We start from the raw sequence: 13,822 nt of genomic DNA, 5'->3' as shown, positions 1-13,822 counted from the left end.
CGCTGAAACCACGCCCGCCCATGGGCCCGGTTCGCCATGCCCCGAGCAGCACCAACACGCCTCCCTGACCGACTGGTTGCTGCTCGGGGCCACCCACCCGAACTGAAGGGACACGCCCGGATGGTCACCCTGGACCCGCACCAGGTGGCAAGCCCCGCCGTACGGGACCTGCTCCACCTCGTCAACCACCCCGACTTCGACCGCGCACAGCAGCAGATCGAACGCCTCGGCGGCTGCACCGAACCCGTCCGCCTGACCGGCCACACCACCACCGTCGACACCACGACCGGCGAGGTGCTGCGCACCTATACATCCTCCGAGGAGCCCACGGGCAGCCTGCTCACCGCGTGCGGCAACCGCCGCGCTTCCCGCTGCCCGGCCTGCTCCCGCCTCTACGCCGCCGACACCTACCACCTCATCCGCTCCGGCCTCTCCGGTGGCAAGACCGTGCCCGACACCGTCCGTACCCACCCCCGCGTCTTCGTCACACTCACCCCGCCATCCTTCGGCCCCGTCCACAACCGCCTCACCACCCCCGGCGGCGACATCCGTCCCTGCCGGTGCCGCAAGCTCCACGAACTTGACGACGCTCTGATCGGGACGCCGCTCAACCCCGGGACGTACGACTACGAAGGCGCGGTCTTGTTCAACGCCCACGCCTCCGCCCTGTGGGCCCGCTTCACCACCTACCTGCGCCGCGAGATCGCCGCCGGGCTCGGCATGACCCAGAAGGCCGCCCGCGCTGTCCTGCGGGTGTCTTTCGCGAAGGTCGCCGAGTACCAGCGGCGCGGCCTGGTCCACTTTCACGCCGTCATCCGGCTCGATGACCCGGAGGGCAACACCGCGCCCCCGCCGCCGGACGCCACCGTCGCCGTGCTCTCCGATGCCATCAGGGCCGCCGCACCGCGCGCCCGCATCTCCGTCACCTCGAACGCGGTCGGGGAACGCGAACTCGCCTGGGGCGAACAGCTTGACGTCCGCGAGATCGCCTCCTTCGGCACCGACGCCGAACTCACCGACCAGGCCGTTGCCGCCTACGTGGCCAAGTACGCCACCAAGTCCGCCGACGCCTCCGGCACCCTCGACCACACCCTCCTCTGCCGCCCCTGCCAGGGACGCGGCGCCACCCTCCTACCCCACGGAACCCCGCTCCCGTGCACCGCCTGCGGAGGAACCGGACAGACCCGCCCGCTGCCCCGCCTCGCCGTCGCCCGTCACGTCCGGCAGATGATCCGCACCTGCTGGGAGCTGGGCAAACGCCCAGAGTTCGCCCACCTCAAGCTCCGGAAGTGGGCCCACATGCTCGGCTTCCGCGGCCACTTCTCCACCAAATCCCGCAGCTACTCCACCACCCTCGGCGCCCTGCGCGACGCCCGCCGCACCTGGCGCACCGAACAGGCCCGCACCCACGCCGACCTGCCCGAGCCCGACCCAACGACCACGCTCGTCGTCGGCCACTGGAACTACCTCGGCTCGGGCTACAGCCCCGGCGCAGCCCTCCTCGCGGCCGGCGTGTGGCATCGCAAGGAACTGGAACGGCAGTTCATCGCGGAAGGCGGCTGCTGATGGCCTCGCCCCCGCTCGCTGTCCTCCGCACGGAGGCGGACCCGGTACTGGATCTGCTGACGGTGCCCCAGGTCATGGCCGCCTTCAGCTCGGCCGCTCCGCCGTCTACGACCTGCTCCGCTCCGGCCAGCTCGCCTCGATCACCCTCGGCCGCGCCCGCCGCATCCCCACCCGCGCCCTCACCGACTTCATCCACGCCCGCCTCGAACAGGAAGCCGCCTGATGACCACACCCCGCGACACCCCCACCTCCCGCCGCGCCCGCGCCAACGGTGACGGAACCATCTACCAGCGCAAAGACAGCCGCTGGGAAGCCGCCGGATACGTCCTCGCACCCGGCAACACACGCAAGCGCATCCGCGTCTACGGCACCACACGCAAAGAAGCCCTCGCCAAGCTCACCGAGAAGATCGCCGCCAGCAACCGCGGCCTCCCCGCACCCTCCGCGCAGGGCAACCTGGCCGCGTACCTGGCGTACTGGCTGGAGAACGTCGCCGTCCACCACCTCCGCGAGAACACCCACACCCGCTACACCGCCGTCACCCGGCTCTACCTCATCCCCGGCCTCGGCAAGAAGAAGCTCGCCAAGCTCACCGCCAAGGACGTCCGCACCTGGCTCAGTGCCTGTTTTCGATCCTTGGAGAGCGTTCGCCCAGCTCAGAATTCGAACAGGGCCTAGCTGGAGCGTGGTCGGCGGGTCTTGTGTTCTCGAGAGATCGGTTCGTTGCAGTTCGCGGACTTGGCCAGGGTGGAGTCCGCAGGGCCGGACTGTCGGAGCCGTTCGCTAAGGTCTGCGGCCATGACTGAGATCACTGCGGAAGCGTGGCCCGAACCTCCACTTGCCGGTACCGAGGCAGCAGCCGTCATCGGTGCCCTCGAGCGCCAGCGGGCAACGCTGGCCTGGAAGTGCTCCGGCCTGGACGCAACTGGCATGCAAGCCACTGTCGGCGCGTCCACCATTACGCTGGGCGGTCTGCTCAAGCACCTGGCGCACGTAGAAGACAGCCACTTTGCACGGCTGTGGCTCGGCTCTTCCGTCGGCGCCCCCTGGAATACCGTCGACTGGGACACCTTCCCGGACTGGGACTACCACTCCGCCGCCAAGGACACTCCCGAGCAACTGCTCACTCTCTGGCAGGAATCAGTCGCCCGTTCCCGTGCCATCGTTGACAAGGCACTCAGCGCGGGCGGTCTGGATCAGGTCGGTGCCTATGTCACCCGCAGCGGCGAACACCCCAACCTCCGCCGCATTCTCCTGGACCTCGTTGAGGAGTACGCCCGCCACGTAGGCCACGCCGACCTCATCCGCGAATCCGTCGACGGCCTTGCGGGCGAGGATCCGCCGAGGTGAACTGAGGTATCTCGTGTGCTCGCTCCGCTGGTCGGGCGGGCTGACGGGCTCGTGACGGCGGCGGGAGGATAAGTGCGGCTCAGCGGATTTGGGATTTCCCGGTGGCGGTGGTGACCGTCACCGCCGTTTCGATCAGTCCCGTTGCGCTTCGCGAGAGTCCGGTTGCCCGCTTCTGCGGGAGCTTCGGCGGGTGATTCGCCTGGTCATGAGCGTGATCGCGGCCCAGGTGATGAGCGATTCCGAGTGCTGGATGAGCCGTTCGTAGTCCCGTGCATGTCTGCGGGCGTGCATGATCCAGGCGTGTGAGCGCTCGACGACCCAGCGCCGGGGCAGAACGACGAACCCAGGGACGTTTTTCGGGCGGCTGACGGTTTTGATCGTCAGGTCCAGGTAGGTCTTGGCCCAGGTCACGAGCTGTCCGGCATAGGCGGAGTCGGCCCAGACGATGGTGATTTCGGGGTGCATCAGCCGCAGTCGGAACAGCACTTCCTTGGCCGCGTTGCGGTCGGTCATGTCGGCCGGGGTGACCATGACGAACAGGGGCAGGCCCTTGGTGTCCACGACCAGGTGCCGCTTGCGGCCGTTGATTTTCTTGCCGGCGTCGTAGCCGCGGGAGTCCTTGCCGACGGTGTCGGCGGCCTTGATCGACTGGGAGTCGATGACGGTGGCGACCGCTCCGGGAGCCCGGCCCATCTCGCGGCGGATCCGCTTGCGGAGATGGTCGCGGATCTGGCCGACGACGCCGCAGGCGGCCCAGCGGGCCATGAACCCGTAACACGTGCGCCAGGGCGGGAAGTCCTTGGGCAGGGACCGCCACTTGCAGCCGGTGTCCACGACATAGCGGATCGCGTCCACGATCTCCCGGCGGGGATGCTTCTCGGGACGGCCGCCTGCCTTCGTTTCGCAGGCCGGTGTCGGCAACATGGGCTCGATCAGGGCCCATTCGTCGTCCCAGGTGTCGGAGGGATAGCAGCGTCGCCGTGGCAACGTTTCCTCCCTCAAGGACGGGGGTGGGACCGACCGCTTCGCGGCCGGTCCCACCGGTCAGGCATCGGTGAAGTCGGCGATGACGTCGAGCGTGGACTCGACCGAGCTGAGCTGGGTGTTGAGGTGTTTGATCCACCGGCCCTTGGGCTGGAGGGCGGCGTGCGGAGCGACCGTCCCGGTGATGAACCGGCGGATCTCGGTGAGCTTCCCGCGGATGACCGCGACCTCGTATGCCTGGAGCTCGGCGGGATCGGCGCAGAACTTGTAGCCGTCCTTCCTGGTCCAGATCAGGGGCGGCCAGCCGCGTTCGGCGATGGTGTCCCGCAAGCAGGCCAGGCCGGAGCGGGTCTGGTGGGGTGAAAGTTCGCTGGATCTGACCAGCTGGTTGAAGGTCAGGCCGGCCGGGCGGGCCTCGAAGAGCACGAACCGGACGGTGTCGGCGTGTCGCTGGGCGGCGGGTGATCTGCGCTCGGAAGCGCGAGGCATCGCCTACTCGCCTTGCAGCAGTTTGGCCAGCTCGCCGTCGACGTCGACCTTGCCGGTGTCGACCGCGGTCTCGATCCAGTCCAGCGTCGCCCGGACGCGGGCGACGTTCTCGTGGACGATGGTGCGTTCGTCGTCGCCGAGCTGGCGGTCGCGCAGGCCGGGGACGACGCGGCCGGCCGCCGCGACGAAGGAGTGGCAGGCGGTGACCAGGTCCAGGAACTCCACCGACCGGTCGATGTTGCGGATGGCGGGGGCGACGGGGCTGGTCCCCTCGAAGTGCTCGCGGGCCTGCCGGCCCCGCTCGACCTGGGCGTGGTTGACCTGGTGGCGGGCGGTGTCGTCCGACATCGCCCGGAAGGCGACGTCCGGCCTGCGGAGCAGGCTCGTCGCGGCGGTGGTCGCCACCGACTCGTCGCGGGTGAACTCCTCCACGACTCGGACTTTCTCCTGCTCGGGCACTTTCGCCGCGACCGTCGGCCGCTTGAGGAAGTCGGTGGTCACCGCCGCAGCGACGTCCTCGTCGCGGGCCAGGGTATGAATCGCGGTGATCTTCTCCTGCGGGGTGACGGGCTTGACGACCTGCCGGCCGACCCGCCGGTTGGCCTCGTCCGGCGTCCACCGGCTCTTGCCCTCCGGCGGGGTGAGGATCGTGGCCCACCGTTCCTCGTCGTCGACGATGGACGCCATGACCTTGTGGACGGTGAACGACACCCCCGACACCCGGCGGTCCTCCGGCCACCTCGACGCGGCCCACCTGGCCGTCCTCACCGTCGAGTACGACAGTCCGATGTCCTCGGCGAGGCGGAACAGGGAGTCCTTGACCGTGAACAGCTCGTCGCCCCGCTCCTGGCCGCCGGCCTCGCGCATCGGCTCGACCTCGAGTGCGCAGTCGCCGATCGTGAACTGGATGCGGCTGGACGTCTCGACCAGTTTCCGCAGCTCGGCCACGATCGCCGCATAGCGGTTCCCTCTGACGCTGCCGACCTTGTCGGCGGACTCGATCTCTTCGGGCATGGCATTCACCACGCACCGCGGACCGGTGCACGGCCAAGCGGCCGTGGCGAGACCCGGCTCGCTTCCCGACCGAGAGTCGGACCGGAAATACGACGATCACAACGGACGACCGTAATTGACCACATTCTGACCGAAGTTGGGTCCCGAATGCGTTCGCGATGCGGTCACTGTGACCGTTCGCCGAACGTTTCCTTCTGGGCCCTCCAGGCCCTCGTGACGCACCGCCGCGAGCAGTAGACCGCGTTCGAACGGCGGTCCACCCCGGCCACCCAAGCCGCCCCGCACTCGGGGCACTCGGCTCTGCCGGCACCACTCAACTCCGCGGCCACCCGCTTGCGCAACCGCCGTTCCCGGCGCCACTGCCTGGAACGACATGCTGCCGAGCAGTACACGGCAGTAGGCCGTGCGCCCGGCCGCAACCGTTCACCGCAGCCCTCACACACCCGATCCCCGGCCTCCCCGGCGCCCTTGGACACCCAGCCAGCCTAGGACCCAAAGCTACTTAAAACCGGGGATCGAAAACAGGCACTCAACCAACTCCGCACCACCTGCCAGTGCTGCGTACGTGGTCTCGACGCCGCCCGCGATCAACCCCGCTGCTGTGCCGCTGGAACGTGCTGCTCCAGGCGGCTCTCGCCGCTGACCTTGGCCTACGTCCACTCCGTCCTCAAGTCCGCCCTGGAGCACGCCGTACGCGAGGAAGAGATCCCGCGCAACGTCGCCCGAAACGTCCGCACCGGCACACCTCGGCCCCGCCGCTTCGAACCCCTCACCGCCGCAGAAGCGCGCGAGTTCTTGGCCGCAGCCAGCGGTCACCACTTGCAGCCGCTGTTCGAACTCGCCCTGCGCACCGGGTTGCGCAAGGGCGAACTCCTTGGCCTGCGCTGGGAAGACCTCAACCTGGCCGGCGGAACCGCCAGCATCCGCCGCACCCTCCAGCGCACCAACTCCGGCGGCCTGACAGCCCTCCCGACGAAGACCCAGAGCTCGGAGCGGCGGATCGCACTGCCCACCGAGTGCCTGCACTCCCTCACACAGCACCGCGAACGGCAGCATCAGGAACGCGAAACGGCAGGGACGAACCGGAAGGCGAGCGGCTACGTCTTCACCCGGCCCGACGGCTCCCCGATCGAAAGCGCCACCCTGACCCGACACTTCAATGCCCTGCTCCACCGAGCCAGGCTCCGCCGCATCCGGTTCCACGACCTCCGCCACTCGGCGGCGACCCTCCTGCTGGAACAGGGCGTCGAACTCGTCGTGATCAAGGAGCTGTTGGGGCACGCCCACATCGGCGTCACCGCCACCGTCTACGCCCACGTCCGACTCCGCCTCCAACGCGACGCCATCGACCTCCTCAGCCACGCCCTCCGCAACCCCACCGAGATCACCGGCAAGCCCGACAACGGCGACGAACCACCCCTCGCCGGAGCCGCCGTCCGCTGACGTTGCCGTCAACTACTGCCGTCAGACCCTCCTTGCACACCACGGTGGCCCCACCGAAAACAAATCCGGTGGGGCCACTAGGTTAATCACTGAAGCCTATCGAGATCCTTCACGGGGAGCTATCGAACGATCCCGTCGCGCACCTCGTCGTAGATGTCTGGATCCATCGCCAGGTGGCGCTGGCTATCAACGAAGAATGCCCCTCGGCGGTAACACTCGTTGAATACATTCACCATCTGCTCAACACTCGCAAATTCAATTTCCGTGGCCTCTCCAACGAGAACTCCCGCCACCTGCGCCGGCTTCCCTGGCTGCCATACGGCAGCGTAGATGTCTCCACTTGCGCCAGCAAGGATAGGCACCCAATGATCTCCCAAGACGGAATCTCCGGAATGGGTCAGCTTCGCTTCCATCGCCTCGCGCAGGGAGATCGGCGCGTAACCCGGGACTACGTTGACGTCGTCTTGAGTCTGACCCTCGTGGAGCTCAACACCGTTGCACCACCCGAACCAGGTAGTCACCTCATCCGGGGGAAGCACGCCCACCGTAGCCTGGACCTGACGGTCATCGACGCCTGGCACCAGCCAGGGGATGACGGGCCGGGCCATCTCTTCGAGCCGCTCCACTAGGGCTTCAAGCTCTATCGACAACATCCCTAACGCTCCCGTCCCTCATTGCCTACGCACATAGTACTGGTCCCCACCATTGATGCCGTTGTCTCTGAGGAACGGCCACAACGAGTCTCGCCCATGAGCCACATTCTCGTTTCGCGGAATAAGCCGGAGTGTTGCACCAGACCCACCCTCATACGTGGACGCGAATGGGAACTCTTCCCAGGACATGCCAGCCGCAAGGGTACCCGGACGGGGAGCCCCGGCTTGTGCAGCGTTTCGATTCGCTCGAATAGCCGAACGACCTGTCATGCGCGTCACTATTGGACTCTCTCCGTTAGCAAGCGCATTAGTGAAGTTATCCGCAACTCCCGGATAGGCAGATGAATCAATCTCATGCACCGGAAGAGCAGTCGCTTCACCCGAAGAATCCACCGCGAAGACGCGACCGCAAGTGTTATGCACCAGGACCGGCGTCTGCCCCGCCAGCACATAGTACGTGTGGAGTTGGTCGACGGTGAGGTTGTACATGTCGGCCGCGCCCGAAAGGGGGTGGACTGCGGCGACGTGGACGTGGTGGTTGGTGGCGGTGTTGAGTGCGTCGCCCGGGGTGAGTTCTTCGGCGGGCACCCATTGGTGGCGGGTGTCGTCCCAGAAGGGGTGTTCCGTCGTGGTGTGCAGGACGGTGGTGTGGCCAGGGCTCGTCTGGACGGTGAGGTCAACGAGGTTGGTGTCGTGGTTGAGGTGGGTGGCGGTGACCTTGTGCGGGCCTTGGTGTTTGCCGGTGGACGGGTCGGCTGTCTCGACTTCGTCGCCGAGTTTCAGGTCCTTGATCTTCTTCTTGTCGCCGCCGGACGTGAGGACCTTGGTGTCGCCGCTGAAGCTGTTCCGACAGCCAGTGCCGCCGCGCTCACCCTTGAGCATCTCCCCCTCACCACGGATGTCACCGGGGCCGGCCAGCGCTGCGGCGTTGGCACCGACGACTGCACTCGTGCTGCTGCCTTTGATTGCTGCTGGGCAGCCTCCGACGTCGCTGCACGCCATGAAGACGTCGGTGGTCAGGGTCTGATTGAGGACTGCCTGGCCGTCGGCGCTGTCGGCGGAGGTGGGGTCGTCGCAGTAGAAGTCGCTGAACTTGCAGTCCTCGCCGATGCGCTTGTCGAGTGCTTCGGCGAACTTCTCCCGGTTCTTCCAGTCCGTCGGGACGATGACGGTGGGGTAGATCTCCTCCGTGGACGGAAGGGCCGTATTCGCCGGTGACGCATCGAAGTGCGCCGGTGCGTCAGAGCAGTTCACGTCCTTGCAGTCGTCGTTCGCGGTGGTCACGTTGTCGCCGACGTGTTGGTTGTCGCCGGTGCACTTCTCCTCGCCGGTGCTGCACTCCTCCTGGCGGAGGCCATCGGGGTCCGCGCCGGTGACCGGGTTGTTCGCGGCGTAGGCGTAGCCGTTGATCTGCTGGGGATCCGTGAGCTCGAGGAGGGGGTCGAGGGAGATGAAGCGGCCGGTGGTCGGGTCGTAGTCGCGGGCGCCGAGATGGGTCAGGTCGGTGGTGGCGTCCTGCACGCCGCCGACGAAGCCGTGGTCGCCGGCCCAGGGGCCCATGCTGCTGTCGCGGTCGTTGCCGAACGGGTCGGTGCGGCGGTAGGTGACGGCCTGGGTGGTGGCGTCGATCTGGGTGGTCGCGGTGTTGTGGGCGTCGTCCAGGACCCACTGGAAGGTGCCGCCGGTGGTGCGCACGGCGATGGTCTGGCCGAGCCACGTGTAGTAGCGGGTGGCGGTGGTGCTGGTCGTGCCCTTGTCCAGATGGACCTCGGTGTCACCGAGGAAGAGCGTGGTGCCGGTGGCATCACGGGTCAGCAGGCGGTTGCCGTCGGCGTCGTAGAGATAGGAGGCCGTGGTGCCGTCGGCCAGCTTGTCCGACGTGAGGTGGCCTTCGTCGTCCCAGAGGAGACTCTGCGTACTCCCGTTGAGGTCGCGGCTGGTGGTGTGGCCGTCCGCGTCGTAGACGTAGCTGTCGGTACTGGTGACGCTCGGAGTTGAGGTGGTGCTGCTCGTCAGCGTGTGCGGCTGCGGGCCGTTCGGAGAATCGGCCGGAGCGCCGTAGCCGTAGTCGGTGGTCGTGTCACCGGCGTCGGGGGGCGTGGCGTGCTGGAGGAGTTCCTTGCGGTTGCCCAGTACGTCGTAGGAGTAACTCTGCCAGTACGGTGCCGGGCCGCTGCCGAGGGTGGTGCCGGTCGGTGCGGTGGTGCAGGCGTTGGTGGTCTGCCAGGTGTCGGTGGTGGTGAACGCCGCGGTGAGCCGGTCGTGCCCGTCGTAGTGGTAGCACTGGGTGTCGTCGACACTGTTCGCGCGGGTGTCGACCATCGTCGGGTTGCCGGAGTCGTCGTAGGCGTAGTGCGAGTCCTGGACGATTCCGCTGTCGGCGGCGCTGTCATCGGTGACCAGTTGCCTCGTCAGACGGTTCGTGCCGTCCTCGTAGGAATTGGTCTCCTGTACCTGCTTGGCCGTGGCCATGGTGATCTGCGCGAGTTGGCCGAGTTCGGTGTACTGCGTGTCGCGCACGTAGTTGTAGGCGTCGCTTTTGAGCGTGTCCGGCATGGCCAGGCTGTTGTAGCCGTAGCTCAGCGTTTCTTGCGGCATGCCTCCTGCGGCAGGGTCGGTGGCGTCGTCGAGCGTGCCGTCGAGGTAGTAGGAGGAGTCGGAGACGTAGGAACCGGCCAGTGCCTCCTCGCCGGGAACCGACGGGATCACGACCCGGGTGTGGACCGGGCGGTACATGGCGTCGTAGGTTCCGACCTGCGACATGTAGGCGGCGCCGGCTGACCCGGAGCCGCCGACGTAGCGGATCGAAGAGGTCGGTTGACCCAACTGCACCGAGTCGTAAGTCCACTTGGCGAGCTGGTTGTCAGCGGTCTGCTGGTCGGCGGGCACGCGTCCGCAGGACCTGGATCTGGTCGTCGTCCAGATGGCGGCCCAGCGCGTGCTCCCCCTCCGGGCCGAGCCCGCCGATCGCCCGCAGCGCGTCCAGCAGATCCGTGGCCGTAGGGGCCCGCTCGGCCGACAACTCCTCACCGAGCCGCGCGAGCCGGTCCCGCAGCACACCGAGCGCGGCGATGGACGCGTCCACGCCCGCCAGGTGGTCCCGGACCAGTCGCTCCGGGTCCACCCCGGCGTCGAGGCACACGCCGATGGTGTCCAGGGCCAGCCCCAGACTGCGCAGCGCCAGCACCTGGTAGAGCCGGCCGAGGTCCTCCTCGGTGTACTCCCGGTGCCCGCCCGCGGTGCGCTGCGACGGGCTGAGCAGGCCGATGGCGTCCCAGTGGTGCAGCGTGCGCACGGTCAGGCCGCTCGCCTCGGCAAGCCGGCCCACCTTCCAGGTGGCAGAAGTGGTCATACGGCAACGATGCGGCCTCACCCGACGTGAGGTTCAACCCGCTCGCCGGGAAACGTTCAGACGGCGCGGAATTCGCCCGCGCGGACCGCCTCCACGAACGAGGTCCACGCGGCAGCGGAGAACGTCAGCTGCGGTCCGCGCGGGTCCTTCGAGTCGCGTACGGGGACGACCCCGTCGGCGTGCGGAGCGAACTCGACGCACGAGCCGCCGTTCGCATTGCTGTGGGAGGACTTGCGCCATACGGCCGCGGCTTCAACGCAACTGCCGCCGTTGCCGTTGCTGTAGGACGACTTACGCCAGTGGGCGCGGCTCAACTCCCGCTCCGTGTGCATGCGTACGCTCCTCCGCGGGTGGGCCGGGACGGTACGCGTGCAGCGTCCCGCCCGGGGCACCCACCGGCAAGAGGGCAATCCGGCCACGGTCAGACGGCGGGGAACTCCCCCGCGCGGACCGCTCCGACGAACGAGGTCCACGCGTCCGCGGAAAAGGCGAGCGCGGGGCCCTGCGGGTCCTTCGAGTCGCGTACGGGGACGACGCCGGAAACGTTCGGAGCGAACTCGACGCACTCGCCGCCGTTGCCGGAGCTGTGGCTGCTCTTCGTCCAGGTCGCGGCGGACAGGTCCGGGGTTGCGCTCATTGGCTGTACTCCTCCATTAGATCGCGGATGAACCCCAGCGACTCCCTGGGAGGCATCGCGGCGGCACGCAGCCGATCGTACTGCTCCTGTGCGTCGGCGACAGTCGACGATGAGTCATCAACGTGCCCCCACTGCATCGTTTCCGAGTAGAGACAGGCGCTGCCGTCTTCCATCGACAGCAACGTGAACAGCGTGGGGCCGCCGGGCAGGCCCTGGTCGAAGGGCGAGACCTGGAGGGTGACGTGCTTGCGCTCTGCCTCAGCCAGCAATCGTGCAAGTTGGGAGGTCATGACTTCACGATCTCCAACGATCGTTCGCAGCGCCGCTTCGTGCAGGACGATCCACATGAGGGGCTGCTCGACACGTTGCTTCAGCGCCGCACGTCGAGCCAGACGCGCCTCAACGCGAATGGCGATCTGCCCGGACTCCTCGCGCGGATGCGCCTGAGCGAAGATGGCCGTCGCGTACTCCCGCGTTTGAAAAACGCCCGGAACGACCATTGGTGAATAGTTCAGGATCACCGTCGCCTCGCGCTCCAGATTGACGTACGGGATGAACCAGCCCGGGTGGCCGCGCTCGCTCACGCGGACCCGTAGGCGCGCGAAGAACCCGGGAGTGCCGAAGATGCGGTCGCACGCTTCCGCGAACTGTTCGGACGCGAGGAGCTTGCCGCTCTCGACGCGGGTGACGTAGGGGCGTTCGTACCCGGTTTCGGCTGCCAACTGCGCCTGGGTCATGCCGCGTTGCTCCCGGGCGAACCTCACCTCTTGCCCGAAGTAGGCGGCACCGTCCTGGCGTTGGGATGCGAATGCGCTCATGGGCTCCCTCCTCGCTCTGAGTTCGGGCCCCTTTGGAACCCAGTTTTCGCTGGCGACGGTACCCGTCAGGCGCGACGCTGGAAACGCACAGCGAGGACGCGATCACGGAGAGGCGACCCTCATGCCGTACCCCGAAGGGACCTGGGTGGTGGACACCCGCACTGGCGACCTGGGCGAAGTAATGCGTGGAAGTGCGGGGTTGTTGTCGCTGCGGCGCCCGGGGAACAGGGGGCTGTGGGTGGCGGAACCGTGCAGCGTGCGGCAGGCGCGCCCCTCGGAGATCGCCTCGGCTGAGGCCGCTTTCGGGGTGTGGGAACTACGCGTCGAAGGCCGGCCGGAAGGCACGGAGGGCGAGCCGTTCACCCGTATGCGCGGGCATGCGTGGGCACTCGGAAAGCTCACTCCGGAAAGAATCGCGCAGAAAGGGAAATTGCAGATGGAACACACCACCGTGGACACCACCGAGCTGACGTTGCCGGATGGGCCGAGCAAGGGGGGCGACGCTTTACCGGTTGCCGGGGTGCCGCAGGCGCGTGAGTGGCGGATCAGCACGACGAGCCGGCACACCGTGAGCGGGTATCTGCCGCCGTGGGCGGCGGAGGACCCGAGCGAAGTGGACGTGCCGATCGAGTACTTGGCCGCGCGGTTGGTGGACGTGCACCACTACGCCGACTTCGAGGGCCAGACCGTGCGGAACGTACGGCGCGCCGGGCACGAGGATGGCGAGCCCGCCGACGTGCAAGTGCTGTGCGGCAGCATGGACTGCGTACCGTTCGCCGCCGACCCGGACCCCCGGGTGCCGACGGTGAGCGTCAATCTCACGCCGGAGTGCTGGATCGGCGACCTCGGTCCGGGCGACGTGTTGCGGCTGGCGGCCCAACTCCGTTCGCAGGCGGACCGGTTGGCGTACGAGGTGCACCCGGCGCTGCTCGCGGCGCGGGCGGACTGGGCGGCGGCCCACCAGAACACCGCGGACGTCATCGTCGTACGCCCCTCGGGGAGCCGCACATGAGCGCCGCCCGAATCCGTACGACCGCCGGCAACTCCCCTACCCCCGCCGTTCCTTACATCGCGACGTGGAGCGCGGAGGAACGCACTCCCGGGGTGCTGACGTTGCGTCCCGACGGATGCGGCATCGCGTACCTGGACGAGACGCCCCATGACCGTGACCGCGAGGGCGCATTGTGGCTGCGCGCGGGGCTGGCGCGGGGGCGCGGCAAGCCCTCGTTCGGCGCTGTGCATCCGGCTCGACAACGGCGGGCGATGCGGATGCTGTTGTGCCAGGTGTGCGCGGGGCCCGCCGACCGGGACGAGCGCGGCGTGCTGTGGCTGCTCGGCGACGACCACGACGACTGGCCGGGCTGGCCCGAGGAGATGGGCGCCACCCATCCCCCGGTGTGCCGCCCCTGCGCGCTCGCCTCGCTCCGCCTGTGCCCGTACCTGCGGCGCAGCCACACCGCCGTCCGCGTCGCCCGACCCCGCCCCGGCGGCGTACACGGCATGCTCTACGCTCCCC

General features: G+C 68.1%; 12 protein-coding genes and 4 pseudogenes. 7 read left to right on the top strand and 9 right to left on the bottom strand.

What is annotated here, in order from left to right:
• Positions 1–120: 120 nt before the first annotated feature.
• The 4 genes and pseudogenes from AC13HU_RS16515 to AC13HU_RS16500 all read left to right on the top strand — a co-directional run bounded on the left by AC13HU_RS16515 (position 121) and on the right by AC13HU_RS16500 (position 2,916).
• Positions 121–1,566 carry a replication initiator gene (locus AC13HU_RS16515; RefSeq protein ID WP_483042625.1) on the top strand — a complete coding sequence of 482 codons (1,446 nt, stop codon included), beginning with the start codon at positions 121–123 and terminating at the stop codon, positions 1,564–1,566.
• Positions 1,566–1,789, top strand: a pseudogene (locus tag AC13HU_RS16510) (helix-turn-helix domain-containing protein). Before AC13HU_RS16515 ends, AC13HU_RS16510 begins: the two are co-directional and overlap by 1 nt.
• A pseudogene (locus AC13HU_RS16505) lies at positions 1,789–2,187 on the top strand (tyrosine-type recombinase/integrase); the annotation flags it as partial. The pseudogenes AC13HU_RS16510 and AC13HU_RS16505, both read left to right, overlap by 1 nt.
• A 177-nt stretch (positions 2,188–2,364) precedes the next feature.
• Positions 2,365–2,916 (top strand): DinB family protein, encoded by a 552-nt coding sequence (locus tag AC13HU_RS16500; protein ID WP_266646496.1) that lies wholly within the window; start codon positions 2,365–2,367, stop codon positions 2,914–2,916.
• Between the two features lie 132 nt (positions 2,917–3,048).
• On the opposite strand, the gene AC13HU_RS16495 is transcribed toward AC13HU_RS16500, so the two are convergent.
• From AC13HU_RS16495 to AC13HU_RS16485, 3 genes are read right to left on the bottom strand one after another with little or no spacing between them, the layout of a single operon-like run.
• On the bottom strand, positions 3,049–3,903 hold the full coding sequence (locus AC13HU_RS16495; RefSeq protein ID WP_405683564.1) for an IS5 family transposase: 855 nt from the start codon (positions 3,901–3,903) through the stop codon (positions 3,049–3,051).
• A gap of 57 nt (positions 3,904–3,960) precedes the next feature.
• A complete protein-coding gene (locus AC13HU_RS16490; protein ID WP_124287025.1) occupies positions 3,961–4,389 on the bottom strand; it encodes a RacP protein in 429 nt (142 codons plus the stop codon).
• 3 nt (positions 4,390–4,392) lie between these two features.
• The gene (locus AC13HU_RS16485) at positions 4,393–5,403 is read right to left on the bottom strand and encodes a DUF6192 family protein (protein WP_483042624.1); all 1,011 of its coding nucleotides are present in this window, start codon (positions 5,401–5,403) and stop codon (positions 4,393–4,395) included.
• A 501-nt stretch (positions 5,404–5,904) separates the two neighbouring features.
• On the opposite strand from AC13HU_RS16485, the pseudogene AC13HU_RS16480 reads away from it, so the two are divergent.
• Positions 5,905–6,846, top strand: a pseudogene (locus AC13HU_RS16480) (tyrosine-type recombinase/integrase); the annotation flags it as partial.
• 119 nt (positions 6,847–6,965) lie between these two features.
• On the opposite strand, the gene AC13HU_RS16475 reads toward AC13HU_RS16480, so the two are convergent.
• From AC13HU_RS16475 to AC13HU_RS16450, 6 genes and pseudogenes are all read right to left on the bottom strand, one after another.
• Positions 6,966–7,499 carry a hypothetical protein gene (locus AC13HU_RS16475; RefSeq protein WP_483042623.1) on the bottom strand — a complete coding sequence of 178 codons (534 nt, stop codon included), beginning with the start codon at positions 7,497–7,499 and terminating at the stop codon, positions 6,966–6,968.
• Positions 7,500–7,517: 18 nt separating this feature from the next.
• Positions 7,518–9,821, bottom strand: a complete 2,304-nt coding sequence (locus AC13HU_RS16470) for an RHS repeat-associated core domain-containing protein (protein ID WP_483042626.1) — start codon at positions 9,819–9,821, stop codon at positions 7,518–7,520.
• A gap of 565 nt (positions 9,822–10,386) precedes the next feature.
• A pseudogene (locus AC13HU_RS16465) lies at positions 10,387–10,851 on the bottom strand (MerR family transcriptional regulator); the annotation flags it as partial.
• Between the two features lie 56 nt (positions 10,852–10,907).
• Positions 10,908–11,183, bottom strand: coding sequence for a DUF397 domain-containing protein (locus AC13HU_RS16460; RefSeq protein ID WP_483042622.1), 276 nt, complete (start codon positions 11,181–11,183; stop codon positions 10,908–10,910).
• Positions 11,184–11,272: 89 nt separating this feature from the next.
• Positions 11,273–11,488, bottom strand: a complete 216-nt coding sequence (locus tag AC13HU_RS16455; RefSeq protein ID WP_483042621.1) for a DUF397 domain-containing protein — start codon at positions 11,486–11,488, stop codon at positions 11,273–11,275.
• The gene (locus tag AC13HU_RS16450; RefSeq protein WP_483042620.1) at positions 11,485–12,306 is read right to left on the bottom strand and encodes a helix-turn-helix domain-containing protein; all 822 of its coding nucleotides are present in this window, start codon (positions 12,304–12,306) and stop codon (positions 11,485–11,487) included. The genes AC13HU_RS16455 and AC13HU_RS16450 overlap by 4 nt, the downstream gene beginning before the upstream one ends.
• Before the next feature lie 436 nt (positions 12,307–12,742).
• Between AC13HU_RS16450 and AC13HU_RS16445 the strand changes: the two genes are divergently transcribed.
• Positions 12,743–13,318 (top strand): DUF6907 domain-containing protein, encoded by a 576-nt coding sequence (locus tag AC13HU_RS16445; RefSeq protein WP_483042619.1) that lies wholly within the window; start codon positions 12,743–12,745, stop codon positions 13,316–13,318.
• Positions 13,315–13,822: hypothetical protein (locus tag AC13HU_RS16440; RefSeq protein ID WP_483042618.1), on the top strand; the 508-nt coding region annotated here is incomplete at its 3' end. The genes AC13HU_RS16445 and AC13HU_RS16440, both read left to right, overlap by 4 nt.

Source organism: Streptomyces sp. NH27 (assembly GCF_056859195.1).
This window is presented reverse-complemented; position numbering and strand designations above follow the sequence as displayed.